Genomic DNA, 25,380 nt, shown 5'->3' on the forward strand with positions numbered 1-25,380 from the left:
ACCTAGATATATTATGGCACTGTTAGCCATTTACATAAATAAACCCAGCTAATTTGAATTGATGGGGGTTTGAGCAATGAGTTATTTCATGGACCTTACCTGGAAAGAGTCCTTTAAAGATATTATAGATGTTCTGATTGTCAGCTATATCATCTACAAAGTGCTGAATATGGTCCGGGGTACACGGGCGGTTCAGTTGTTAAAAGGGATTCTGGTGCTTGTGCTCATCTGGGCATTCGCCACAATCCTTGATTTATACACGCTGAAATGGCTGATGAATCAGATTTATACATTTGGGGTGTTTGCCATCTTCATTATTTTCCAGCCGGAGCTGCGGCGTGGTCTGGAGCAGCTTGGGCGAGGGAAGTTTTTCGGACGTGGTGCGGAGAGCGATGAGGAGGTCGGCAAGCTGGTCGGCGAAGTCATTAAAGCCGTGAACTATCTATCTCATAGAAAAATAGGGGCATTAATCGTGTTCGAACGAGCCACGGGACTTAACGAATACACGGAATCGGGCATAGCTATGCGATCGGCCGTCAGCTCCGAGCTGCTGATCAATATTTTCATCCCCAATACTCCACTGCATGATGGAGCGCTCATTATGCAGGGCAATCAGATTGCGGCTGCTGCCTGTTACTTGCCACTGTCCGAGAATCCATTTATCAGCAAAGAGCTGGGTACGCGCCACCGGGCTGCGATCGGGATCAGTGAAGTGGCAGATTCTGTGTCGGTTGTGGTGTCGGAAGAGACGGGACAGATTTCTCTGGCGATCAATGGTCAGATTGTGAGGGATATCAAGGAAGAATCGCTAATTTCCAAGCTGTATCAAGAATTAAGCGCGAGTTCTCCGCTCAAGGAGAAGAGTTCTGCTTTCTGGAAACGGAAGGGGGACAAGCGTGATGAATAAATGGATGAACAACAATAACTTCAACAAGATACTGGCACTAGCGCTCGGGATTATCCTGTGGGCTATGGTTCATGCCGATACAGCTCCTGTCTCCCAGACGACCCCACGTATGGAGACGAAGACTATTGAGAATGTGAAGATCGAAATGACCGGCTTTGACGAGGATAAATACGTGATGGAACCTTTGGATGTCGATAGTGTGAGAATGGAGGTCCGGGGGAAGAAATCGGATCTGATTTATAAGTTCTCCGATTCTTACAAGGTGACCGTTGATCTTAGCAAGGTGAAGCCGGGAAATAACAGACTCCCGTTGTCCTATTCCCTTCCCAATGGTGTGACTCTAGAGTCCTTGACGCCGGATGAAGTGAATGTTCACGTGGAGCTGCGTAATACAAAGGCTTTTCCAATTACCTTATTGACCAAAGGAACGCCCGCTCAGGGCTATCAGCTTGGCACACCGGTGATTCAGCCAACAGGGGAAGCAGAGGTCACTCTCGCCGCCAGTGAGCTGAGCAAGGTTGCCAAGGTGCAGGGGACTGTTGAGCTTGATGGTGACAGTGAGACCTTCAAGGAGAAGCGAATGAAGCTGTTCGCCTATGACAGCAACGGAAGTGAGATTAAAGATGCGGTGATCAAGCCAGCCTACGTCTCGGTAGAAATTCCAATCACCCTTCCGTTTAAAAGCGTACCGCTGGAGATCGGCTATACCGGCCAACTGCCCGATTCATTGGTGTTGTCCCAGGTGAAAGCGGATCAGACTTCGGTAACTGTATATGGTCAGAAAGAAGCGCTGGCAACATTGACAGCCTACGAGGCGACCGTCAATCTTAGCCAGATTAAATCGGCGGGCACGGAGCAGCTCAAAGTGGAGCTGGTACCTCCAACTGGCATTGATAAAATCGAGCCGGGCAAGGTCAATGTGACAGTGAAGACCTCCGAGAATGCCGAGCGTACCCTTGCAGGGGTACCCATAAAGCTGGAAGGCGCGGCTGCTGGATTGAAGGCGATCATAACAGATCCTGCTGATCAGACCCTTTCGTTAACCGTATCGGGGGCACCTGATCTCCTGAATCAGCTGAATGTGGACAAGATCAGCGTTGTTGCCGACGTTGGCAATTTAACCGCCGGTACGCATGATGTCACCCTTCAGGTTTCTCTGCCCAAGTTCATTGCGCTAAAGCAACCGGCAGGTCAGCAGCTTAAAGCGACTGTACAGTTGCAGGACTCCTCCTCGACACCAGAAGTGTCCACAGAACCTTCACAGGACTCGAGCACAGGGGGAGCCCAGAATACGCCTGAACCAAGTGCTGAGCCAGTTATAGGGGAGGGCAAGGACCCGGGGGACCAGCCGACACATAGTGGAGATACAGCTGGAACGCCGACACCGACTCCTACAGAACAGCATTCTGATAATAGTGGTTCAACCAATGGGAACGCAGGTACCGGGAGCAACGGAGAGGCTACGGGTACAGGCGGAACCTAACTTTTATGGGAACAAGATGTCTATACAGGTGTTTCTTGATGACACCCGAAGACAGTTTAAGCATATATTATACATTAAGCTATAGCAGCATAATCAAAGGAGAAAAGACATGGGGAAGTATTTTGGAACTGACGGTGTTCGCGGTGTAGCGAACCGTGAGTTGACAGCAGAAATGGCTTATAGCATTGGCCGCTGCGGTGGATATGTACTGACAGGAAATGTGGAGAAACCGAAGGTTGTTATTGGAATGGATACACGTATTTCCGGTCCTATGCTGGAATCAGCACTGGTAGCAGGCATGCTATCCATTGGGGCGGAAGTCATCCGACTGGGTGTAGTTAGCACACCGGCGGTAGCGTATATTACGCGTCTGCTTAAGGCTGACGCAGGGGTTATGATCTCTGCATCACACAATCCGGTAGAGGATAACGGAATCAAATTTTTTGGAGGCGACGGCTTCAAGCTTACGGATGAGACTGAGCTGCAGATCGAAGAATTGATGGATGCGGAAAAAGACGAGCTGCCACGCCCTGTAGGTTCCGGTCTAGGTAAAGTGACTATCGACCATGATTCTAAATATCTTTATTTGGAATACTTGAAAACAACCATCTCTCAGGATTTCAAAGGTATCAAAATCGTGCTGGATTGTGCACATGGCGCGGCATACGAGCTGGCACCAAGACTGTTCCGTGAGTTGGGAGCCGAAGTTATCGCTATCGGAGCGGAGCCGGACGGGCTGAATATCAATGACGGATACGGTTCCACACATCCGGATAAATTGCGTGAGGAAGTGCTGAAGCATGGCGCGGATTTGGGACTTGCTTTTGACGGGGATGCTGACCGCCTGATTGCTATTGACAATGCAGGTGACGAAGTAGACGGTGACTTCATTCTGTGTATTTGCGGGGATGCGATGAACCGTGCAGGCAAGCTTAAAGATGGCACTATTGTGTCCACAGTTATGAGTAACATTGGGTTCTACAAGGCGACTGAGCAATTGTCCCTCAACACAGCGAAAACCGCGGTAGGTGACCGTTATGTGATGGAAGAAATGCGCCGGGGTGGGTTCAATCTGGGCGGTGAGCAGTCTGGTCACGTAATCTTCCTGGACTACAATACAACTGGTGACGGTATTCTTACAGCGATCCAATTGGTGGATACGTTGAAGGCTTCCGGTCAGAAGCTGAACCAATTGAAATCTATGATGACCAAATATCCGCAGGTGCTTGTGAATGTGCGTGTGCAGGATAAGACCAACTATCCAGATAATCCGGCGATTGAAGCGGCTATTAGTGAAGTTGAGGCCAAGCTGGGCAGCAACGGTCGTGTGCTTGTGCGTCCATCGGGTACAGAACCACTCATTCGCGTAATGGCTGAAGGTCCGGACAAGGATGAACTGGATCGGTATGTAGGACAGATTGTAGAAGTTGTTCAACGTGAATTGGTGTAATTACTAAGCATAATGAACGGTGAACCGGTGGGCGAACCGCTGCACCGGTTTAATGTTCTTCAATTATTTTTCAAATTAAGATGACATTGTTTCTGAAAGAAAACATTGTCAGTAGCATTGCCAAAGTACGACATGGTGCATATAATAGATAAAGTGTCATTCATTCAAGAAGGAAAGCGAGGATCGTGAGGTATCGGCAATAACAAGCGCCAGAGCTTGGTCTTGCGCGGGGGAGAAGGGAAAGCTAATTAGCTTGAACGGATCACGGCAGACGTAAGCTGACGAGGTGGAGGTGTTCGAAATGTTCGGCGGGGACCTCCCGGTGATGCACCAGAGCCGTAAATGCAAGCGGAAAATGCAAGGGCGACCTTACACACAACGCTTTCATGGGTGCATAAAATTAATCATTCATGGGTGTGCGCAAGCAGAGGGAAACACTATAGTTCTGCCACGGCAGAGGGGAAAGCTGTACATTTCATGATTTTGTGAAGTAGTGAAAGTTTATTTTGTTGCGCCTGAATTACAACAGAATATTGGCTAACTCTCATCAACATGCCGCACGGCACGTTTCTTTCCTATTGCCGCCCACATTACGATAACTTGGACGGGGGAAAATATAATGTGTGGTATTGTAGGATATATTGGTAATCAGAATTCGCAAGGAATCTTGGTCGAGGGTTTGAAGAAGCTGGAGTATCGTGGTTATGATTCCGCTGGAATCGCTGTGTTCACCCAGGAAGGTCTGCAAGTAGTCAAGGCAAAAGGTCGTTTGGCGAACTTGCAATCCAAGCTGGAAACCAGCCCACTTGCCGGAAGTGCTGGCATCGGCCACACTCGCTGGGCAACTCACGGTAAACCTTCCGACGAGAATTCCCACCCACACACGGACAATAGCCACAAATTCTCCGTAGTGCACAACGGGATTGTTGAGAACTACCTGGATCTGAAAGAAGAGCTGATCGCCGGAGGCGCCCAGTTCACTTCCGAGACAGATACAGAAGTTATTTCCCACCTGATTGCCCGCGAGTATAACGGGGATATCGTGAAGGCTGTACAAAAAGCGATTACCTTTATGCGCGGTGCTTTTGCACTGGGAGTTCTGACGGAGTATGAGCCGGATAAATTGGTTGCTGTGCGTCAAGCCAGCCCGCTTATTATCGGTCTTGGAGAAGGCGAAAACTTTATCGGGTCCGATATTCCTGCACTGCTGGAATATACCCGTAACGTATATATTTTGAACGACGGCGAAATGGCTGTATTGACACGGGATGCTGTCGAATTGATGACGATTGAAGGTAACTTTATTTCTCGGGAAATGATTACTGTCGATTGGGATGCAGTAACCGCAGAAAAAGGCGGATTTGAGCATTTCATGCTGAAAGAAATCCACGAGCAGCCTAAGGCTTACCGTGACACTATGCGCGGTCGCATCAACGCAGAAGGCACCAAAGTGATCCTGCCTGAGCTGAACTTGACTGAAGAGCAGATCAAGAACATTCGTAACATTCAAATCGTCGCTTGCGGTACCGCCTACAATGCGGGTCTCGTTGGACGTAACCTGGTTGAAAGCCTGGTTCGCATTCCAGTGGAAAATGACATCGCATCGGAATACCGCTACCGCGCTCCGATCGTAAGCCCAGAAACGCTGGTTATCGTAGTCAGCCAATCTGGTGAGACCGCTGATACCCTGGCAGCTCTGCGTGAAGGCCATGCGAATGGTGCGCATGTACTGGCCATTACCAACGTAGTGGGCAGTTCCATCGCCCGTGAAGCAGACAGTGTACTGGTTACCCTGGCTGGACCGGAAATCGCAGTTGCTTCTACCAAAGCTTACACTTCGCAGCTGATCGCATTCACTTTGCTGGGTCTGTACTTGGCAGAAGTTCGCGGTACACAGTCCGAAGCACAGGTGAAAGAAATCCTGGCAGCAATGGATTCCCTGCCGGAGCAAGTAGAAGAAATTCTGGCTCAAAAAGAAGCCATCAAGAACTATGCGGAGCAAATCTCCGAGCACAAGCACCTCTTCTTCATCGGCCGCGGCGTAGATTACGCAGTCGCTCAAGAAGGATCGCTGAAGCTGAAAGAGATCTCCTACATTCATTCTGAAGCTTACGCTGCTGGTGAATTGAAGCATGGTACCCTGGCGCTGATCGAAGATGGCGTTCCAGTTATCGCTCTAGCTACTCAAGAGAGCGTGCTTGAGAAAACTGTCAGCAACATTAAGGAAGTGAAAGCCCGCGGCGCAGACGTGATGGCGATCACCCACCAAGAGCATGTCACTGACTTGCTTAAGTCCGTTGACCAAGCGTTTGTTATTCCGCAAACCCTGCCGCTGCTGACACCAGCTCTGTCCGTAGTATCCCTGCAATTGCTGGCTTACTACGCATCGTTGGCCCTGGGCCACGATGTGGATAAACCACGGAATTTGGCGAAGAGTGTTACGGTGGAGTAAGGAATAGGGATTTTGTGGAAATTTTGTCTGATGAAATAAAAGTCGTGAACCAGTAAAAAAACTCGTGAACCGCTAATAATAACAATATAAAGTTCATTTGAAACGTACTACGCAAACAGTCCCAATGAGATAATTCTCTACATTGGGACTGTTTTTGTTTTTATAATAAGTGAGGTGAGAATAGTGACTCTAGGAGCAAAAATAAAGAGCATTCGAAAAATAAACAAATTAAATCAGAACGAATTTCATTGTTAATTGGAATTTCACAAGGGACACTTGATGCAGAGTGTGCAACATCTTCAGCTGCATAAACTTGCGGTACGGACGAGGTTAACAGCATCCCGATGCTCAAGGCGATTTTACTAGACTTCAAGGTAGTTTTTTTCATAAGTTTCAAATCTCCTTCGATAGGGGTAGGATGAATGTTTACGAAGCAGCGCTGATTTGTAACAAAATTTATGTTGTCGACTGTTTTTATGTAGATTTGTCAATAGGAGGTGAAAAATATGTTGTCTGTGGATAAACAAATGCTTTTCTTATTGTCCAAAGCAGAACAATTGCAATCCCAGGATCTCATTCGGATTTATGAGAAGCGAGGATATTCTGCTCCTTATATACGTAATGGACTATCTAGGCTAAAAAAAGAGCAGTATGTTGATACCCTTTCTCGTTCTACCTACAGCATTACGGAATCTGGACGGATGTATATACGCTCCATTAATCGTAAACCGGAGCTTTATTCCACCACTTGGGATGGAACCTGGCATCTGGTTCTAATTTCATTCCCGGAGTCCCAGCGCAAACGCCGTGATCAATTACGCGCCGATTTGCTCCAAACGGGACTAGGGCTGCTGTACAGCGGAGTTTATGTATCGCCATGACCATACCAGGAAGAGTTTTCAGAATTGGTTCATAAGCATGGTGCCGGGCAATATGTAACTGTATTTTCCGGAAAGTTGGAACACGGAGAGATTACCGCGAATCAGGCAGAGGAGATTTGGTCTCTGAGTGAAATTACACAAGTCTATGAGGAGAAACTGCGGTGGTATGAGGAGCAATTTGAACCCCTTCTGAATGCTGTGTTGAACAATCGTTCTTCCTTTGCGTCTGAGGTGTATGCATTGGAACTGTTTGTCCTATTCCTAACATTGGGAGAAACCATCAAATGAACTGTATCTCATTGATCCCATGCTTCCGCCAGAGCTGCTTCCTGACGACTGGAGATGCCGTGATATGCTTCATCGGCTGACAGATGAACTTAACGCAATTATCGATGCCATTCCTTCTGATTCTGCAAGGTTTGTAAAATAGCTGGGGTTCTTCCTTTGTTTATAGGCAAACAAAAGCCGCAGCTTTCCTGAATTAGGTGATTCAACTTTACCTCTGTTCCCGTATGCCTTTTTGACGACACATCCTAATGTGGTGCAACCTGATGGGCCAAATATTTTCATGAAAAATAAGAGACCACTAGAGCTTACTGAGTACTTACCTGAAATAATCTAGCCTAGAAGTTTAGGCTAAGTATTTTGAAAAATGACCAGAATAAAGGTACCCGAATGGGAGCCCTTTATTCTGGTTCAACAATAAATTATTTATTTAAAGATGCATACACGTCGGAGTTACCAATATATGTCTTATCTAGAGTGTACACTTTACCGTCAGGGGTAGCTACCCCTAATGGCCATTCTTCGGTCGTTACTTTACTACCTGTTGTAAAGGCAGTCCAAGTATCTGAGCTATTTTTATATTTCATTTCATAAGCCCTCACTTGATTGTGTTTAACATTCCATGGTGCTAGTGGTGGAGTGGCCCCTGTTGCTTGATAAGCAGCTAAGATTAGCCGTGCAGAGTTCGTATAAGAAGTGAGTGCTTTATCGAAAGTTTTCACAAGAGAATTATTCACCCTGAATTCCACTTTGTTCTGTGCATTTCTTTCAAGTGAAATTGTGACAATAGAACCGTCAGAGTATTTATTTGGTCCATAAGATGTATTGCTTTCCCCATTCGCAAAAGCACGCCACTTTAATACGCCATTCTCTTTCCAATCAGGCTGGTCTTTACAAGATATACCGCATTCATAAGTACCAAGGCCAACATAGAAATTAATATAATCATATGATCCTGGCAAGGTTTTACTGCTTGGTAATTGTAATGTTGCTTTGAACCCTTTGTCACTAACATTATCGGTTTTTATTTTTACAAGCTTCGCATATTCTGCCATAATTCATTACTTCCTCTCATATTGTTTTTTATTGTAGTTTCGTTGTTATTTTTACTAGGAAATAGTGTATAGGTAGGTTCGGGATACCACGTTGAACTGACTGTATCCCTCAGCAGTTTACGTGGGAACTTATACCTCAGCCTCGTTTCTCGTTCTATCAGATCAATTTGGCTTACACTATATAAAGTGTTATGACTTGTAAAATAAACAACCATAGTTAAAATATTGTTAAAACAACTAAGTCATTGGGAAAAACAGATGGAGGAACTAGCTGGGGAGTTACTCTGAAGTGGAATCGGTCAAAAACATCCTGAATATTGGTAACAAGTTGGCAGCTGCCATCGTAGCTGAACTCGGTGATGCAGCCAGCTGGGCGAAATGCGAAATAGATCGTTTGCAGGAAGGAAGTCCGAGGGGATTCAATGAATGCAGGATAACAAAACCTGTGGGAGAGAAGGAGCACATGCTTCTTCAACGGGCATTATTCTTCCCTCCATTTAATATCAATTCTATGTAAGGATCGCCTAGTGTGATCTTTTTAAAAAAAGAGCTATCCAATGGATAGCCCTGCATGCGTATACTTCTTAGCTCCTCATTCATCTGAACGAATGTTTTTTTGCCGCTTGTTTGATAGTCCCCATTCTGAAACTTCGTCAATTGAAATACAAGAACCTGACTCTGAATATTCTCTTTCGTAATGACAGATCCACTAATTTCTATGGCTTCTCCAGCCTGTACCCGCAGGTAGCCTTGTGTTGGCTTATTGAACACGATATTATTCGCATACGTATCATGGTTATATCGGACAGGAATCACGGATGGCTCCTTAATGATACGATTGACGTTGATGTCTGCAGATGGATTGCTATTGGAATGAATCTGTAGCGGATTCGGTCCTGGACGGAGATCAACGGAAAACTCAACCCGACTAAATTCATGATTTCCAATTTTGATGGATTTGTCGAGAGTCTTCTCAGTCCCTTTTAACGAGCTGATGAAGCTCCAGCCACTTGATCGGCAAGTAAAGGTTTCCGTTCTTCATAAGCAGCGGAGAAGCTTTCAAGGACTTCAAATCCAACCTGATAGTTGGTTGATAGCATAGCCAACCTGTAACGGAAGGACAATAGTAGCAAGCAACCCGGCACAAATCAATAATTTCGTAATTATTACTCGCACGATGTGGACACCATTTTTCATTATTTAATATAGACGAATGATGTTGCAACGAATCATGGATTCATCCTGGAACAAAAGACTCAGAATAGAGAAATAGCAAGTGATAGAGGAAGATGTTTACTCATAATGTACGACATATCAAAACACCTTGAAGGTGTTTTTTTGCGTTGGAAACGAGACTGGAACTTCAAAATTTAAGATAAAATCCATCGAAAGGTTGATTTCTTGTATCTAGAAATCACTTATAAAGTAGGAACAGAATTGCAGCCCGGACGAGTAGGGGCTCACCGATACTGCACCCCGCTTCTGCTCCAAAAAACAACGCTCTGAGGAGGAAACTTTTATGGCTTACAACTATCATATTATGGCAAACTTTTCGTCAAACCGGGACAATAAGGGAACGCTTAAGATGTACAACAGTGCAGGTACTCTTGTTTTTGGACCAGTTCCTGCACTTGGCCGCGGTTCCAACGATCCGGCCAACGGAAACGATCATACCCAGTGGAAAAAGAAAAATTCCGATGTGCCAACAGGGGAATATGAAACGTCCGTCATCGCTGCCAATACCCCAGCATCCTCATATGGTCCGTATAAAAGAGTTTGGTTGAATCCAGCTCTTAGTGGTAATGCGAAAATTGCTGAGGATGCAGGAAGAGACGAAATTCTGATTCATGGTGGTGATCTCACTACAGATTCTTCTTTAACATGGTATCCACTTCGCCCAACCTATGGTTGCATTCGTTTGGAGAATTCCAATCAAAAGGCTCTGATCGATGCGATTACAAATGCAGGCGGTGGTAAAGGGAAAATCACAATCGCCAACATCTAAGCTTAAAAAACTTCCCTTGCCTTTATGGGCTAGGGAAGTTTTTTTCTCTATTCTCCTATATATTTTGGACTTAGATTTTCTAACTTTGAAATGTCATCTCTTGAGATGTCAACAACATCATGAACTTCATTATTTTGCAGATCAAACCGGTACAGCTTATATTGATCAGATGGTTTTTCGCTCACAAAATCTAAGGTACGACCCTCTTTGTTCCATAGTACAAATGCTGTTGAAATAAAGGTTGATGGAGATGGGACAAAGGTAAAAGAGTTTTTGTCAGCGTTATAGATAGCAATTTTACTTGAGCTCGTATCTCCATATGCTATCGCTAGGTCATAACCGGTTGGAGACCAGTTATAGGCTGCAACAGTCTCTATAGTTTCATTAGTGTTGGTTGTAATTTCAGTTTTCAAGTCGATCGTATTTCCATTCGAGAGGTCAACTATAAACAGATCTGATCCAGCTCCATTAAACAAACTAATGGCCAGTAACTTTTGATCTGCAGATAACGAAATGGACTGAAATTGTCGTTCATTATTCTTTGGATTGAATTTATACGAATGTTCTCCTTCCTTGATAAGGATCTCACCTAAGTGCTCCGAATCTGGACCGACATCTTTAGATTTAATTTTTTCAGAAGTTACACTTATGCTTCCAGATACCCACTCAAACTGTTTGTCAGTATTCTTCACAGTGCCATTGTTTTCATTAGCAAAGTACTGTCCTGGATCTAACGCTTTAGACTCAGGTTGATTGGATTTTCCTGAATTGTCCGATGAGCTTTGAGGAGCTGAGGGGCTTTCCGTGCTCGAATTGCTGCCGGATAAATTACCGGTGTTGTTTTTAGCACAACCTGCAATTGAAAAAATAACAAACAAAGCTAGAACAAGCAGTTTAAATTGTTTCACTTAAAAATCCTCCGTTTCACCTGTGTAAAATTTATTAGCTATTTCGAATGGATATGAAGCAGCTATTACCAATAAAGACGCTCAAAATAAGGGAAAAGTTTCTATTATAAACAAAATTAATCAAATTATTTAACGCTTCGTCCCAGAAGTTAGTTTTGATGATCGGATTTAATTCTGAACCATCAAATCCGTCAGAAGAACCTAAAAACAATAATCAAATGGATTATATTGTAATCCTATCACAGAAGTTCTATCAAGTAAGATGTTAAATGTATTAATAGCTATAATTATTCCAAAAAGGGGGTTTTTATCAAAAAAATAGGATTGTTTGGTTATATTGGGTTGTTTTTAATTCCCCTAAAAACACCTTAATAGTAGAAAGAATTAATCGTGGGGGTGATCCGAATGGCACTAACTGAGAGACAAAAAGAATTATTCCGCAGTTATTCTAGTACTCACCAATCCATTTTTTCGGAGCGAATCATCCAGGAATTTTTTAATAAGGATCAGAATATTGAGTTACTTCTGAAGTCGCTTGATGGTGACTTAGAGAGTCAAGAACAGTTGGAGATTCGGTTTCGTAAGCATTTCTTTCAGATTCGATTTATTAAATTTCTGTCGACAACGATCAATTACTGTACGCTCGGACAAATGCGATCGAACCAGAAAAATGATTCTAGAAATCCACTGATTTTTGATCAACCAGTTGGAGACGAAGAGGGGAATGGAATTCTTGGAGAATTATTGCTAACTAGTGGAGCAAAAACGGATTCTGAACCGATCTATCGTAATCCCTCTCAGTTTTTAGAAGCTATATCCAACGAGGGTCTAGAAAATGCTTTCGTTTCTCTCTCGAGTAAACAGCAGTTGATTATCACACTTTCTTATGCTCTTGGCTATAAAGACAAGGAAATTGCGAAAATGATAGCTGTAACACCACAGGCAGTATCTAAGGTTAGAAACCTTGCATTAAAAAAACTGCGATCTGCTATACAGGAAGGGGCGTGATGATATGGAGACCCAACCTCTAGCATATTTACTTACTGCAATAAGTCAAATTGGATTCCCGATTGTGTTGACTGGATATCTACTTGTGCGCTTTGAGAAAAAATTAGAGACATTAACGGAAAGTATATTAAAGCTTACAGAAGTTATTAATAAAAATATGAGTGGAGAACGCCATGGAGACTGAATTATTCGATTTAGTTTTACAAGTTCAGAATGGTGATAGTGACGCCATGCAGCAAATTATCTCCTGCTTTAAACCTATCATTCGCAGCGCAAGAAGCAAATTTAAACTAGATCGGCAAGATGATCTTGAGCAGAATATTATTGAAACTATAATGGGGAAAATACTAACCTATGATATAAACAAAACACCTGGCTTTACCGAGTTTTGTTGCCAACTCCTTCAGAATAAATCGTAATTCATCTTACATATGTGATTCCTAAAATAATATATATGCTGATCCTTAGTATAGGAAAGGCCTAATTGGGTAACTGTGATCCTCAAAAAAGACACTTTGAAAAAAAGTGACCTTCTTGAGGGTCTTTTTTTATTAAGTATCTCATTAGTCGTTCTATTAAATAGTTACTTAATTGTAAATCATGGTTTGAGAAACGATAAATCCACTCGTCAAAATGTTGACAAAGTCCACTAAAAACAATACATTAATAGTAGACAAAGTCCACTAAAAAGGAGGCAATCATGGATAGTGAAATTATTGCAGACATACGTCAATTCAATAGATATTACACGAATATACTAGGTCTATTTAATAGAAGAATATTAGATACGGGATACTCATTGACAGAAGCACGAGTCATTCTAGAAATTGGTCTGATGGAGCAATGTATTGCGAACAATCTGGTTGATTTACTTAATATTGATCGCAGTTATATGAGCAGAATTATTAGAAAGCTAAAGAAAGATGGGCTGATTATTAAGGAGAAATCGTCCTCTAATAGCAGGACTTATCTGATTCGTTTATCTTCTGAAGGAATAACACTTTTTAACGAAATAAATAAAAAATCGGATGAGCAATTAGTGGAACTATTCCATGGTTTATCACGGAAACAGATCAACGAAATTCACGCTTCTATGTTGGCTATTAAGAAGAATTTAGATAGTTTGGAGAGAAAATAAAATGATACGATTTGAGAATGATTACACAGAAGGTGCTCATCAGCGCATTCTTGAGCGTTTATTAGAAACCAATGAAGAACAGACACCTGGATATGGAATGGATGAACACTGTGAAAAAGCTAGAGGATATATTCGAAAAGCCTGTAACGCTGAGAATGCAGACGTCCACTTTTTAGTAGGGGGAACACAAACAAATACGACGATTATCGCTTCGATTTTACGTCCACATCAAGGTGCAGTTTCGGCACATACTGGTCATATTGCAGTACACGAAACTGGGGCAATTGAAGCTACAGGTCATAAAGTTCTTCCTTTACCAAGTGAAGATGGGAAAATCCGAGCCGGGCAGGTCAAAGAATTGTATGATGCTCATTGGAATGATGTCACCCATGAGCATATGGTACAGCCAGGTTTAGTGTACATTTCACATCCAACTGAAAATGGGACAACATATCGCAAATCAGAATTGGAAGAATTGAGTAAGGTCTGTCGTGAATCCGGTATACCCTTGATAATGGATGGTGCCAGATTAGGATATGCATTGGCCTCAAGCGAAAACGATATCACATTAGAGGATATTGCCAGGTTATGCGATGTGTTTTATATAGGTGGAACTAAAATTGGTGCTCTGTTTGGCGAAGCAGTAGTTATAACAAATAATTCTCTTAAAAAAGATTTCCGGTATATGATCAAACAAAAAGGCGGACTGCTGGCGAAAGGGAGACTTTTGGGAATCCAGTTTGAAACCCTGTTTGAGGATGGTTTATATTATGAAATCTCTAAACATGCTGTGGAAATGGCAGGGATGATTAGAGAAGCTTTTGTTGAAAATGGTTTTTCACTACGCTATGATTCTACAACCAATCAACAGTTTCCCATTTTGCCGGAAGATGTAATTCTCGAATTAAGCAAAAAGTATGCTTTTCAATTCTGGGAACCAATTGATGCTGCCCACAGTGCCGTGAGATTTTGTACCAGCTGGGCTACGAAAAAAGTACATGTTGAAATGCTGATAGAAGATATTAAAGAAATGAAAACATTAAAAAATGGTAATGAAAAAGTTACACTTAATGCAATTAAATAAATGATATTGATCATACTTAATATAAGAAAAGGCCCGGTTGAGTTTATCAACTGGGCCTTATTCAAATTATACATTTCTATGAATTTAATGGAATTGAAATTAAACATAAGATAGAATTTACATATAGACTGAAATGAATTTATATATATGTAAGAAGGTAGAAAGTGGATGGACGGAACCAACTCATAGAAGAGGGTCAAATGGAGGTTTAATCTTCAGCTTACGGGATGGGATGCCCAAACGGTAACTGAAACGTGTAAGAGCAAATTAACGAGGTGATTTAATGAAGTATTTTATTTCTGATGATCATTGGGATATTGATGGATATTGGAAACAATTAAAATGTCTATCTACTAGATTTTCTAAAGAGACCTTTAATATTATAAGTAATCATTCTTTTCACGATGCTAGATTGCTTGAATTAAACATAAGTAATACCTCTTTGATAAAAAGGGTATTAGATCCTACAAATATTGAGGCCAAGCTACAAGACATTGACGGATATGAATATGCGATTCAATGGAGTGGGGTGAATAACTTAGAAATATCTTTTAGTGGTAGGAAAAAGATTTATAGATCAGTTGAAGCTGACGATTATTATTTGGAAATGGAAGATAGAAGAGGACTGGAGGAATGGGCATATGATGAGTTAACTCCAATTGATGATACATATTTACAGCATGAAATCACATTACATTCAGGTGCTTTTGTAAACTTTGTTTTTAGAAGATTGATTGTGAAGCGTGTTCGAAGGTGGCACAATAGCGGCTAAGATTGAATCCACGCTTTGGATAATGCCCCGCGGAGGGCCTTGAAAAAGTAATTGATGCAGATAACCTGTGAGGCTAAAGTCTCCGACGCTGGAGCTGGCGTATTCTCAGCTTATCAAATTCATGGATGCCTAAATATTATATGAATTCACGCAAAGCAATATATAACTATTTCTGAGGGAGCAGCTTTATGATTTTTAAGATTAGTGATTTATCAGATCTAGTTCTCTATGAATTTTTATCATATTGTATGAGTCCGGTGCCTGAACGAATAAAGAACGAATGCAGTAATTATAGGACAAATACGGATAGAGAGCTTTATGGTATATATCTAGATGACACGTTAAGAGGAATTATTGGATTAATTCGAGGTGAATTAGAAACAGAGTTAAAACATATTTCTATACATCCTGATTTTAGGATGCAAGGACTAGGGAGTCAATTGGTGGAATATGTAACAGAAACAATAAAGACAAATAAAATAATTACTGAAACCGATAAAGATGCAGTAGATTTTTACAAAAAAAAGAGGTTTGTAATTACATGTTTAGGAGAAAAATATCCTGGAGTAGAACGATATAAATGCGAGTATTGGCACAATACGCTATAGAACGATCGTAAAAATTATGAATAGCGGGAGGCCATAACCATATGAAGATTAGACCAGTTTCCTTAGGAATCATTAGCAGAGGAGAGGACATTTTAGTTCAAGTCATTAATTTTCCTGGGATAAGTACAACTTTCTACCGACCTATCGGTGGGACTATTGAGTTTGGTGAAAATAGCAAACAAGCATTGATAAGAGAAATTAGGGAAGAACTGAATCAAGAAATTGAAGAGCCTAAATTAATTTCTGTCATAGAAAATATATTTGGTACTGAGGATGATAGGGGACATGAAGTCAATTTCATTTACGAAGCGAAACTGAGAGAAAAGACATTATATGATCTTGATGAGATGGAGGGAGTAGAAGGAGATATAAAATATAAAGCTCAATGGAAACCTTTGAACTTTTTCAAAACAGATTCAGAAGATGTAAAGTTGGTTCCAGATGGACTATTGGATGTACTTTTACAACAAGATAACCCAAATATAAGCATCATTAAGCATGTAAGAGCCAACTAAAATTAATATGACATGAGATAGGAGAACAGAATTGAGTAGAGGGTTAAGAAATTTAATGAATATCTTCCTAATTGAGATCAAGAAATTAAATAAGAATAGTATGGTGAGAGTCTTCATCCAATATCTCTTATGCATTTCACCGACCATTATCGTGATATCATTATTAATTCATTACTATCCAAATACAGGTTTAGCGAGGATTGTGGCATTACCAACGATTTATGTCATGAATACATCCATAATAGTAGTTGGAATAATCGTTCAAAAGAAATTTAAACCATTTTTAAATTTCATGATATGGATCATGTTGATAATAATAACGATATCAATAGCTGTAAATATCTATCCTCAAGAATCAGGACCGCCGGTAATTGAACTGATTTTCAAAAATTAAGTTAAAACTTGAATAGAGGGGGGAGCTCATGAACGATAGTCAAATAACAAGTCCAATGACCAGCCTCTTAATGGGACTAATCATTTATGGGGCTAGGCTCACAGTGAAGAAAAAACCTCCGAAGAAGATAAATTCACTATATGGCTATAGAACTAAGAGATCAATGAAGAACCAACTATTATGGGATGAAGCCAATAGATACAGTGCAGAATTAATGATCAGATATGGGCTGGTGTATGGTACCAATCACACTCTTGATCGTAAAAACTGAAAATCGATTAAAAGAACTTGATGAAGAGTTAGAAAGGAAAAAATAATGTTGGGTAGATTTTTAGAAAAGCGAGCATCAAAAGGAGGATCAGCATGAAAAACTGTATAAATAACAATGAATATCAAATAAGTTTGCCGTACGTAGGAGCTAAATACGCAGCATTTTTTAGTATGATGGGTATCTTTTCAATATTGATTCATCAGATTTGGGATCTAGAGCAATGGAAAGAAATTTACATAGCAATATTAATCGTATTAATAAGCCTCGTTGGAGTATCCATGATAAAAGAGATTAGGAAAAAACGCAGCATTGTTATAACAGATAGCAACGTGATAATTGATGGTGTATCTCTTGAAGCTAATGAAATAAAATATACCAATATCAACAAATATTATATAGAGTTTGAAACCAGTAAGAAAAGGTGGTCCCAACGTGTAATCCGGTTTGATTTTAAGGGCATAGAAAAAGAAATTCATAGAAATGACTTGAAGGCATGGTTAAGGCGGAAAAACATAACAATTAAATGAGAATTCTAGGCGGTTCGCTGAGAGCGGAGGTTTATCGAATGTTAGCACTTGAACGAGCAATAAAAAATGATGCGCAAGAACTTACCGAGATTCAGAAGGCCAGTTTTAATGAAGAATTAAAACAATTCAATAATAACGAAATCAGTGGTCCTATAGGTTATGATTCTATAAGTTGGCAAGAAGAGATGATACAAAATAGCGAATATTTTAAGGTACTCCTTAATGGTGAAATCATTGGAGGGGCGATAATACTTATTGAAAGCAATCATGTACACAATTTAGGAAGAGTTTTTATTGATCCAAGTGTTCAGAATCAAGGAATCGGTATGAAGGTAATGAAAGAAATTGAAAAGGAATTCCCTGATAGCACTAAATGGTGGCTAGATACTCCTGTTTGGTGTGTAAAGAATCATCACTTCTATACAAGATGTGGATTCACGAAAGTTAGGTTGGAAGATGACCTATTTATTTTCGAAAAGATGGTATAAGAATATGAGTTATCGAACATCTAAGACCGTTATTAAAGCAATCCTTTTTGATTTAGGTAAGGTGTTGAATGGTACTGTTACTGGCTAGTAGTTTATTAGCTCCGACTTTTAGCGTTATCGATGATGGCTTTAAGGAGCGAAAAGAATAGAAAACAATCCCACCTTGACATTCTACCTTCTGGTAGGTAATATTAACGTGTGCTTCAGTGATCAGCTTATTGTCGGGCAGTAGTCGTCGTAAGAAGGAAAAAGTAAGAAGTAAGAATCAAGGAAAATGAATCAAAGACAAATCATTATACGTATAAACTACCTACTAGTAGGTAAATTTAAAGGAGGAATGTCAACAAAATGAGTACGAACCGACAGCTCATCAACGGGATTGATGTAGATGCGCTCAAGCAATTTGCAGGAACCGTTGCAGATGATCCCGGCAATGGCATGACACAATTTCAAGTAACTACCGATTGGCTGAGAGGCACCCAGTCCAGTTCTTCCATTAAGCAGCTTAAGCTTGGAGAACAAACAATGGAGAGGGACTTTCAGATTTTAATCGACGAACCGGCTGAACTGCTGGGTGAGAATTTGGCAGCTAATCCGCAAGAGTATCTCATGGCTGCGCTAAATGCTTGTATGGTTGTTGGTTATGTGGCAGCAGCGTCGCTTGAGAATATTCAGCTGGATCAATTGCGAATTCAAACTGAAGGCACGCTGGATCTTCGCGGTTTTCTGGGGCTGGATGAGAATATTAAGCCTGGGTATGAAGAATTGCAGTATAAAGTGACTGTGTCCGGGAATGGCACGCCTGAGCAATGGCAACGAATTCATGAAACCGTGACGCGCACATCGCCCAACCGTTGGAATGTCGCCAACGCGATTCGACTGAACAGTGAATTGATTATTGAATAAAACCAATCAACTTGAGGAGTGAATCCAATGAAATTTGAAAATAAAACAGTTATCGTTACAGGTGGAGGAACAGGGATCGGTAAGACTACAGCTAAACGTTTTTTTGAAGAAGGAGCGAATGTTGTCATTAACGGCCGCCGTGAGGATGTTCTGAAGCAAACGGCCCATGAAATCGACCCATCCGGTAAAAGAGTGCTGGCGGTATCCGGCGACATCAGTCTTCCTGAAACCTCAGCCAAGCTTGTGAGAGCAGCCGTTGAAAGCTTCGGCGGTATTGATGTGCTGGTTAACAACACTGGCAAGTTTAACCCTACTCCTTTCTTGGAGCATACGCCTGAGGATCTGCAATCTTATCTGGATACGATTGTTAAAGGAACGTTCTATCCTTCGCAAGCTGTAGTGCCTGAATTGAAGAAAAGAGGCGGTGGTGCTATCGTGAACACCGGCTCGATGTGGGCGATCCAGGCTGTAGAAGCTACGCCGTCTTCAGCGTACTCTGTAGCGATGGCAGGTCGTCACGCTCTGACACGTAACCTGGCGATTGAATTGGCAGGGGATCAAATTCGGGTGAACGCGGTAGCACCTGCTGTGGTGGAAACCCCGATCTATAACACCTTTATGAGTGAAGAAGAAGTGGCGAAAGTACTGCCAAGCTTCAATGCGTTCCATCCCATTGGACGCAACGGAAGTCCGCTGGATGTAGCGGAAGCTATTTTGTTCTTGGCCAGTGATTCCGCGGCCTGGATTACGGGTGTCGTCATGCCACTCGACGGAGGGGTAACAGCCCGTCTGAGATAATTGCTATGTAAGGGTCAATCGCCATCGTGATTGGCCCTTCTTTTTTTGGAGAGAAGAGGAAGGAAGTTGACAGCATACTTACTGAATGGTAGATTTTTTGTATGAATACGAAAAAAAATACCCTGCAAAGTATTATGAATATTGGCCTGCAACTGGTGCAGGAACGCGGATATAATGGCTTCAGCTATGCGGATATTGCCGAGGCTGTCGGCATTCGCAAAGCGAGCATTCACTACCATTTCCCTTCTAAACAGGATTTAGTACAGGCTGTGCTGCTCCAGTATCGCAAGGATTTTATGGATCGGTTACAGGCGGTAAAGGAGCAAGACCTTGATTCTCAAGGTAAGCTTACCGGCTTTTTTGGACTGTACCGGGAGACACTGGAGGATAACGCCAAGTTATGTCTGTGCTCGATGATGGCTGCGGAGCTTCATTCCTTTCCTGAGGAGATACGTGCGGAGCTCAATCTTTTTTTCCGTGCGAATGAAAGCTGGGTTGAGGATGTGCTGGCACAAGGGAAAGGCGAGGGAGCTTTTAGTTTCCCCATCAGTACCGGGGAGCAGGCGAAGATTTTGGTGGCTTTTGTGCAGGGGGCTCAATTAATGACCCGCTCGCTAGGCGATATTCATTATTTTGATACACTGGTAGCGAGTTGTATGTCGAGTCTGAAATAAAGATCGTGCACCTGTTAGTTAAGTGCCAGTAAGAGTCCATCTGTGGATGGGCTCTTTTGGTGTGCATGTTGATGTGCATGAATGTATACAAAAAAAAGATTGCCCCTTGACGAATAATCATCTTCTGTTTATAATTCAATTATTCAATTGAATATATTATATTCATATACACAAGGAGGCTATTCCTATGGGAGCAACTGCACTGACTAAACAATCTTTTCAAAACGAAATTCAATCTGGTGTTACTTTAGTTGATTTTTGGGCCCCTTGGTGTGGGCCATGTAAAATTCAGCTTCCAATCGTTGAAGAATTGGCAGACGAAATGAAAGACCAAGCAACCCTTGCTAAGGTAAATGTGGACGATGAGCCAGAATTGGCTTCACAGTTCGGCGTCAGAAGCATTCCGACCCTGTTGTTGTTCAAGGATGGACAACTGGTCGACACAATGGTTGGCGTCAATCCTAAGAGTGTTTTGAAGGATAAAATCTTGAACCTGGTGTAATTGTCAGGGTTTAAAAAATCCCGGCAGTGCTTAGTACAAGCGCTGTCGGGATTTTTGTATAGTGAAACCGTTAGTAGTAATAAAAAGAACGCCCTGCTCTTATTGGAAAAGAACGCTCCACTTCATCAACGGTGTTAACCGGAAATATACAGCACAGGACGGAAGCGGGCTTCCGCGCTCATCACCCGGTCAAAGGCTTCGCCGGCACGTTCCAGAGGGAACGTCTCGATCATCGGGCGTACATCGGTCAGTACACTGAATTTAATGGCTTGTTCTACCTCTGGAGCATGTCCGGTAAATGAGCCGCGAACGGTATGAGGGCCCTTCAAAAAGTCCATTGCTGACCATTCCAGTGGCTGGCCGGAGCCGGCTACAATAATGAGTTCGCTGTCAGAAGACAGTCCGCCCAGAAGCGCGGAAATGGCCTTGGCGTTCGGTGCTGTGGCTAGAATGACTTTGGCTCCGCCTAATGCCTGTAGTGCTTGAGCTGGATTTTCTGTGTCCGAATCAATGTAGTGGTGTGCTCCAAGCCCACGCACTAAGGCCTCCTTATCGGTTCCGCGGGAGATGGCCACTGTGTTGAAGCCTGCTTTGTGAGCGTATTGAACAGCCAGGTGCCCTAAACCGCCGATGCCGAGTATTGCTACGAGATCTCCAGGTCTGGCTTTGCTATTTCTTAGAGCAGTGAATGTAGTTTCTCCTGCGCACATCAGCGGTGCCGCTTCTAATGCAGTTAACCCGTCTGGAATGCTGGATAAGCCGTCTTCGTAAGCAACCATATACTCAGCGTAGCCACCATCCATGGTCAACCCAGTGACCTGTGCATGTCCGCCATGCCACCCGATGCCGACTCTTTGCCTAATCTTCCACTTCGTGACATCGGTACCAAGCGCCTCAACGACTCCGATCACCTCATGTCCGGGAATACGCGGGTACTGTGAGGCAGCGCCTCTAATAGCTAATGCGTCACCGTTGCATACGCCGCAGGCTTCGACACGCAGCAGTACTTGATTTGCTTCAGGTTGAGGAATCGGTACTTCGACATATTGCATTTTTTCGCCTTTGACTAGGATTTGCATGGCTTTCATCGTCTTCATGTATTTTCCTCCTTAGGGGTAATAATAAGTATGCATATCCGTGTACATTAGGAACACTTGAAGTATAAATGAAAAAAAGTTATAATTCAATTATTCAATTGAATTAGGGGAGAGGGAATTTGTATGGATTCCATCAATACGGATACATCTATCAAAGAGAGAGTCTATCAGCAATATGCTCGCATCGGTAAATGCTTATCCAGTGATAAAAGACTTGAGATTATGGATCTTCTCTCCAATGGGTCCAAAACCGTTGAGTGCTTGGCTGAGCAGAGCGGCATGAGTGTGGCGAACGTATCGCGTCATTTGCAAATTTTATTGGAAGCAAGATTAGTGAAGTTCAGTAAAAAAGGAACCTATGCCATCTATTCGTTGGGTGATCCTGCAGTTATAGATTTTCTAATGTCTTTGTGGAACGTCTCTGAGAATCGGCTCTCTGATTTGCCGCGGATCAAAGAGGATCTGCTCAAGCAATATGAAGGGGTACAGACGATTTCAAAGCAGGAGCTGCTGCAAAAGATGGAGATGGATGCAGTAATTGTGCTGGACATTCGCCCAAGGGATGAATACGAAGCGGAGCATATTCAAGGGGCTCTATCCGTTCCTTTGGAGGAACTGGATGAGTATTTGCATACCGTACCGTGTCATATGGAGCTGGCTGCTTATTGCAGAGGGCCTTATTGCTCTTATACAACACAGGCTGTAGAGCACATGCAGAACAGAGGCTTCACAGCTTATCGCATAGATGAAGGCGTGCACGAATGGAATAGAGACTGATGAATTCAAGCGATGTGAGATCGAGAGCATTTACTACGCTTTTGTAATTATTATTGGAGGTTTATTGAGGGTGAAATTACAGAGAGAAAATAAGAGTAAGGAACCAGTGGTTATCGTCGGAGCTGGATTAAGCGGACTACGTGCGGCGTCTTTGCTTATTTCACAAGGAATTCCATGCATGGTTCTGGAATCACGAGAGCGGTTCGGCGGCAGAATCTTAAGCCAAGTGGCCCTGAACAAGCCTGAACTCGGCAAGTTTGACCTAGGACCGACATGGTTCTGGCCGCAATATGAGCCGATGATTACCAGTCTGGTCCAAGAGTTAGGTTTAGATGTTTTTGCTCAGCATACCGAAGGAGCCATGTTATCCGAGCGATACAAGCATGAACCCGCACAGCGTTTTATGCTGGCGGAAGGTGCAGTGGAGCGTTCTATGCGCCTCACTGGAGGAGTACAGTGTCTTATTGATGCTATAGCAGCTACGCTTCCACTAGGTACGATTCAACTGAACACGCGGGTAACCGCGATACGTGCTGGTGAGGATCAGGCGATTACCCTTGAAGCGGACTTTCCTGATGGTATACGGAAAAGCATAACCGCAAGTGCAGTAATCCTGGCGTTGCCGCCTCGACTAGTGGCGCGTCATATTGCATTCTCGCCGGCTCTTCCATCTGAACTTATGACCAGTCTGATGAACAAACCGACCTGGATGGCGGGACAGGCCAAGGTGGTTGCAGTCTATGACACTCCCTTTTGGCGGGAAGATGGACTTTCCGGTCTTGTCTCTAGCTGGGTTGGACCGTTGCAGGAAATTCATGATGCCTCACCAGCTACAGGCTCCGGTGCGCTCTTTGGCTTCTTTGGAATGAGGGCAGAGCTGCGGCAGGAATTGGGGGAGGACAAAGTCCTGAGCCTCGTGGTTGAGCAGTTGTCTCGCCTCTTCGGTCCATCTGCTGAAGCCATGAGCGGGCTCCTTTACAAAGATTGGTCGATGGACCCCGAGACAGCTGTGGATGAGGATTCCACACCACTCGCCGATTTCCCTAATTATGGGCGTCTGAGCGGAGCGGGTGTTTGGAGCGAGAAAATCTTTTTTGCTGGAACCGAAACCTCACCTGAACACGGCGGGCATCTGGAAGGTGCGCTTCAGTCAGCCGAACAGGCGGTTTCTGAAGTCATTCAGTTGTACCAAACACAGGCATGAGTTTGTACAATTATAGAGTTATTTCGGGGCACGGCAGCTTGAGGCTGTGCTTTTGTTGTTGGTAAATGACAATTGAGAAGCCGATGAAGCGAAGATGCAGCACTTCAACTTGCAATATAAACTTGTGGCTTGACGAAGGAACAGTTCAGGATTATAATTCAATTATTCAATTGAATAGTTATTACGAAATTACAAGTGAGTATCAATTTTAAAACGAAGTGTACCAGCATGATGATAAACATGGAGGGGTGCAAAATGTATAAATCCGTAATCGTAGGTACAGGTCCTGCCGGGCTGACCGCAGCGATCTATCTGGCCCGTGCCAATATGAATCCACTCGTGATTGAAGGACCCGAACCAGGAGGTCAATTAACCACTACAACTGAGATCGAGAATTTTCCCGGCTTCCCAGAAGGCATTATGGGGCCCGAGCTGATGGACAATATGCGTAAACAAGCCGAGCGCTTCGGCGCAGAGTTTTTTACAGGCTGGGTGAACCATGCAGACTTATCTGAACGCCCATTTAAGCTGCAAGTGGAGGGAAAAGGTGAGATTGTAACGGAAACACTGATTATCTCTACTGGGGCAAGCGCCAAGTACCTGGGAATTCCGGGCGAACAAGAAAATGTCGGACGTGGCGTAAGTACATGCGCTACCTGTGACGGATTCTTTTTCCGTGGTAAAGAGCTCATCGTAGTCGGCGGGGGAGATACTGCGCTGGAGGAAGCCAACTTCCTGACACGCTTTGCTTCCAAAGTCACGGTGGTTCACCGGCGTGAGGAATTGCGAGCTTCTAAAATCATGCAGGATCGTGCCCGTGCCAATGAAAAGATACAATGGGCGCTGGGTAAAACACCCGTAGAAGTTACTGCTGGTGAGCGGGGAGTCTCGGGACTGAGAGTCATCAACAATACTACTGGGGAAGAAGAAGTGATTCATGCGGACGGTGTATTCGTGGCGATTGGGCACAGACCTAACACAGGCTTTCTGAATGGACAGATCACAACAGATGACAACGGATATATCGTAACGGTGCCAGGCACTTCAGAGACGAATATTCCTGGGGTCTTCGCTTGTGGCGATGTGCAGGACAGTCGCTACCGGCAAGCCATTACCGCAGCAGGCAGCGGCAGTATGGCTGCCATTGACAGTGAGAAGTTTTTCGAAGCGCTGGGACATTAAGAGATAGCC

The 25,380-nt window shown here is 43.1% G+C and carries 30 protein-coding genes; 25 read left to right on the forward strand and 5 right to left on the reverse strand.

What is annotated here, in order from left to right; genetic code table 11:
• The first annotated feature begins 76 nt into the window (after positions 1 to 76).
• The 4 genes from cdaA (at position 77) to glmS (ending at position 6,292) form a co-directional block, all read left to right on the forward strand.
• A complete protein-coding gene (gene cdaA, locus ACFVRY_RS26820; protein WP_387503358.1) occupies positions 77 to 907 on the forward strand; it encodes a diadenylate cyclase CdaA in 831 nt (276 codons plus the stop codon).
• Complete coding sequence (locus tag ACFVRY_RS26825; RefSeq protein ID WP_387503359.1) at positions 900 to 2,390, forward strand: CdaR family protein; 1,491 nt, start codon at positions 900 to 902, stop codon at positions 2,388 to 2,390. Before cdaA ends, ACFVRY_RS26825 begins: the two co-directional genes overlap by 8 nt.
• Before the next feature lie 109 nt (positions 2,391 to 2,499).
• Positions 2,500 to 3,840, forward strand: coding sequence for a phosphoglucosamine mutase (glmM, locus tag ACFVRY_RS26830; protein ID WP_387503360.1), 1,341 nt, complete (start codon positions 2,500 to 2,502; stop codon positions 3,838 to 3,840).
• A 619-nt stretch (positions 3,841 to 4,459) separates the two neighbouring features.
• A complete protein-coding gene (gene glmS, locus ACFVRY_RS26835) occupies positions 4,460 to 6,292 on the forward strand; it encodes a glutamine--fructose-6-phosphate transaminase (isomerizing) (protein ID WP_387503361.1) in 1,833 nt (610 codons plus the stop codon).
• Between the two features lie 160 nt (positions 6,293 to 6,452).
• Here glmS and ACFVRY_RS26840 read toward each other — a convergent pair whose 3' ends face one another.
• The gene (locus ACFVRY_RS26840) at positions 6,453 to 6,680 is read right to left on the reverse strand and encodes a hypothetical protein (RefSeq protein WP_387503362.1); all 228 of its coding nucleotides are present in this window, start codon (positions 6,678 to 6,680) and stop codon (positions 6,453 to 6,455) included.
• Positions 6,681 to 6,798: 118 nt separating this feature from the next.
• Between ACFVRY_RS26840 and ACFVRY_RS26845 the strand changes: the two genes are divergently transcribed.
• The gene (locus ACFVRY_RS26845) at positions 6,799 to 7,173 is read left to right on the forward strand and encodes a hypothetical protein (RefSeq protein ID WP_387503363.1); all 375 of its coding nucleotides are present in this window, start codon (positions 6,799 to 6,801) and stop codon (positions 7,171 to 7,173) included.
• Between the two features lie 24 nt (positions 7,174 to 7,197).
• A complete protein-coding gene (locus ACFVRY_RS26850) occupies positions 7,198 to 7,461 on the forward strand; it encodes a hypothetical protein (RefSeq protein WP_387503364.1) in 264 nt (87 codons plus the stop codon).
• Between the two features lie 419 nt (positions 7,462 to 7,880).
• On the opposite strand, the gene ACFVRY_RS26855 is transcribed toward ACFVRY_RS26850, so the two are convergent.
• Together ACFVRY_RS26855 and ACFVRY_RS26860 are read right to left on the reverse strand one after the other, a co-directional pair.
• Positions 7,881 to 8,513: a hypothetical protein gene (locus ACFVRY_RS26855; RefSeq protein ID WP_387503365.1), complete on the reverse strand. Its 633-nt coding sequence runs from the start codon at positions 8,511 to 8,513 to the stop codon at positions 7,881 to 7,883.
• 471 nt (positions 8,514 to 8,984) lie between these two features.
• Entirely contained in the window at positions 8,985 to 9,329 is a 345-nt protein-coding gene (locus tag ACFVRY_RS26860) for a hypothetical protein (RefSeq protein WP_387503366.1), read from the reverse strand.
• A gap of 703 nt (positions 9,330 to 10,032) precedes the next feature.
• Between ACFVRY_RS26860 and ACFVRY_RS26865 the strand changes: the two genes are divergently transcribed.
• A complete protein-coding gene (locus tag ACFVRY_RS26865; RefSeq protein ID WP_387503368.1) occupies positions 10,033 to 10,518 on the forward strand; it encodes a L,D-transpeptidase in 486 nt (161 codons plus the stop codon).
• 47 nt (positions 10,519 to 10,565) lie between these two features.
• Here ACFVRY_RS26865 and ACFVRY_RS26870 read toward each other — a convergent pair whose 3' ends face one another.
• Complete coding sequence (locus ACFVRY_RS26870) at positions 10,566 to 11,426, reverse strand: hypothetical protein (protein WP_387503369.1); 861 nt, start codon at positions 11,424 to 11,426, stop codon at positions 10,566 to 10,568.
• Positions 11,427 to 11,831: 405 nt separating this feature from the next.
• Here ACFVRY_RS26870 and ACFVRY_RS26875 point away from each other — a divergent pair, with 405 nt between their 5' ends.
• The 15 genes from ACFVRY_RS26875 to trxA all read left to right on the forward strand — a co-directional run bounded on the left by ACFVRY_RS26875 (position 11,832) and on the right by trxA (position 21,111).
• On the forward strand, positions 11,832 to 12,434 hold the full coding sequence (locus ACFVRY_RS26875; RefSeq protein ID WP_387503370.1) for a sigma-70 RNA polymerase sigma factor region 4 domain-containing protein: 603 nt from the start codon (positions 11,832 to 11,834) through the stop codon (positions 12,432 to 12,434).
• 4 nt (positions 12,435 to 12,438) lie between these two features.
• A complete protein-coding gene (locus ACFVRY_RS26880) occupies positions 12,439 to 12,618 on the forward strand; it encodes a YvrJ family protein (RefSeq protein WP_066366258.1) in 180 nt (59 codons plus the stop codon).
• Positions 12,608 to 12,853, forward strand: coding sequence for a helix-turn-helix domain-containing protein (locus ACFVRY_RS26885; protein ID WP_387503371.1), 246 nt, complete (start codon positions 12,608 to 12,610; stop codon positions 12,851 to 12,853). The genes ACFVRY_RS26880 and ACFVRY_RS26885 overlap by 11 nt, the downstream gene beginning before the upstream one ends.
• 281 nt (positions 12,854 to 13,134) lie before the next feature.
• Complete coding sequence (locus ACFVRY_RS26890) at positions 13,135 to 13,572, forward strand: MarR family winged helix-turn-helix transcriptional regulator (protein ID WP_387503372.1); 438 nt, start codon at positions 13,135 to 13,137, stop codon at positions 13,570 to 13,572.
• A gap of 1 nt (position 13,573) precedes the next feature.
• Complete coding sequence (locus ACFVRY_RS26895; protein ID WP_387503373.1) at positions 13,574 to 14,656, forward strand: threonine aldolase family protein; 1,083 nt, start codon at positions 13,574 to 13,576, stop codon at positions 14,654 to 14,656.
• Positions 14,657 to 14,939: 283 nt separating this feature from the next.
• Positions 14,940 to 15,428, forward strand: a complete 489-nt coding sequence (locus ACFVRY_RS26900) for a hypothetical protein (protein ID WP_387503374.1) — start codon at positions 14,940 to 14,942, stop codon at positions 15,426 to 15,428.
• A gap of 188 nt (positions 15,429 to 15,616) precedes the next feature.
• Positions 15,617 to 16,036 (forward strand): GNAT family N-acetyltransferase, encoded by a 420-nt coding sequence (locus tag ACFVRY_RS26905; RefSeq protein WP_387503375.1) that lies wholly within the window; start codon positions 15,617 to 15,619, stop codon positions 16,034 to 16,036.
• 41 nt (positions 16,037 to 16,077) lie between these two features.
• Positions 16,078 to 16,551, forward strand: coding sequence for an NUDIX hydrolase (locus ACFVRY_RS26910; protein ID WP_387503376.1), 474 nt, complete (start codon positions 16,078 to 16,080; stop codon positions 16,549 to 16,551).
• A gap of 464 nt (positions 16,552 to 17,015) precedes the next feature.
• Entirely contained in the window at positions 17,016 to 17,216 is a 201-nt protein-coding gene (locus tag ACFVRY_RS26915) for an SdpI family protein (RefSeq protein WP_387503418.1), read from the forward strand.
• Positions 17,217 to 17,308: 92 nt separating this feature from the next.
• Positions 17,309 to 17,743: a hypothetical protein gene (locus ACFVRY_RS26920; RefSeq protein WP_387503377.1), complete on the forward strand. Its 435-nt coding sequence runs from the start codon at positions 17,309 to 17,311 to the stop codon at positions 17,741 to 17,743.
• A 38-nt stretch (positions 17,744 to 17,781) separates the two neighbouring features.
• The gene (locus ACFVRY_RS26925; protein ID WP_387503378.1) at positions 17,782 to 18,231 is read left to right on the forward strand and encodes a GNAT family N-acetyltransferase; all 450 of its coding nucleotides are present in this window, start codon (positions 17,782 to 17,784) and stop codon (positions 18,229 to 18,231) included.
• A gap of 348 nt (positions 18,232 to 18,579) precedes the next feature.
• A complete protein-coding gene (locus ACFVRY_RS26930) occupies positions 18,580 to 19,137 on the forward strand; it encodes an OsmC family protein (protein WP_387503379.1) in 558 nt (185 codons plus the stop codon).
• A 27-nt stretch (positions 19,138 to 19,164) separates the two neighbouring features.
• Positions 19,165 to 19,935 (forward strand): SDR family NAD(P)-dependent oxidoreductase, encoded by a 771-nt coding sequence (locus ACFVRY_RS26935; protein ID WP_387503380.1) that lies wholly within the window; start codon positions 19,165 to 19,167, stop codon positions 19,933 to 19,935.
• Positions 19,936 to 20,036: 101 nt separating this feature from the next.
• The gene (locus ACFVRY_RS26940) at positions 20,037 to 20,609 is read left to right on the forward strand and encodes a TetR/AcrR family transcriptional regulator (protein ID WP_387503381.1); all 573 of its coding nucleotides are present in this window, start codon (positions 20,037 to 20,039) and stop codon (positions 20,607 to 20,609) included.
• Between the two features lie 187 nt (positions 20,610 to 20,796).
• Positions 20,797 to 21,111 carry a thioredoxin gene (gene trxA, locus ACFVRY_RS26945; protein ID WP_066366074.1) on the forward strand — a complete coding sequence of 105 codons (315 nt, stop codon included), beginning with the start codon at positions 20,797 to 20,799 and terminating at the stop codon, positions 21,109 to 21,111.
• A 134-nt stretch (positions 21,112 to 21,245) separates the two neighbouring features.
• On the opposite strand, the gene ACFVRY_RS26950 is transcribed toward trxA, so the two are convergent.
• Positions 21,246 to 22,208: a zinc-binding dehydrogenase gene (locus ACFVRY_RS26950; protein ID WP_387503382.1), complete on the reverse strand. Its 963-nt coding sequence runs from the start codon at positions 22,206 to 22,208 to the stop codon at positions 21,246 to 21,248.
• A 123-nt stretch (positions 22,209 to 22,331) separates the two neighbouring features.
• Between ACFVRY_RS26950 and ACFVRY_RS26955 the strand changes: the two genes are divergently transcribed.
• The 3 genes from ACFVRY_RS26955 to trxB all read left to right on the forward strand — a co-directional run bounded on the left by ACFVRY_RS26955 (position 22,332) and on the right by trxB (position 25,371).
• Positions 22,332 to 22,985: a metalloregulator ArsR/SmtB family transcription factor gene (locus ACFVRY_RS26955; RefSeq protein ID WP_387503383.1), complete on the forward strand. Its 654-nt coding sequence runs from the start codon at positions 22,332 to 22,334 to the stop codon at positions 22,983 to 22,985.
• 70 nt (positions 22,986 to 23,055) lie between these two features.
• Positions 23,056 to 24,189 (forward strand): flavin monoamine oxidase family protein, encoded by a 1,134-nt coding sequence (locus tag ACFVRY_RS26960; protein WP_387503384.1) that lies wholly within the window; start codon positions 23,056 to 23,058, stop codon positions 24,187 to 24,189.
• A gap of 255 nt (positions 24,190 to 24,444) precedes the next feature.
• Positions 24,445 to 25,371 (forward strand): thioredoxin-disulfide reductase, encoded by a 927-nt coding sequence (trxB, locus tag ACFVRY_RS26965; protein ID WP_387503385.1) that lies wholly within the window; start codon positions 24,445 to 24,447, stop codon positions 25,369 to 25,371.
• Positions 25,372 to 25,380 lie beyond the last annotated feature (9 nt).

Source organism: Paenibacillus sp. NPDC057934, from assembly GCF_042887565.1.
GTDB lineage: Bacteria > Bacillota > Bacilli > Paenibacillales > Paenibacillaceae > Paenibacillus_AQ.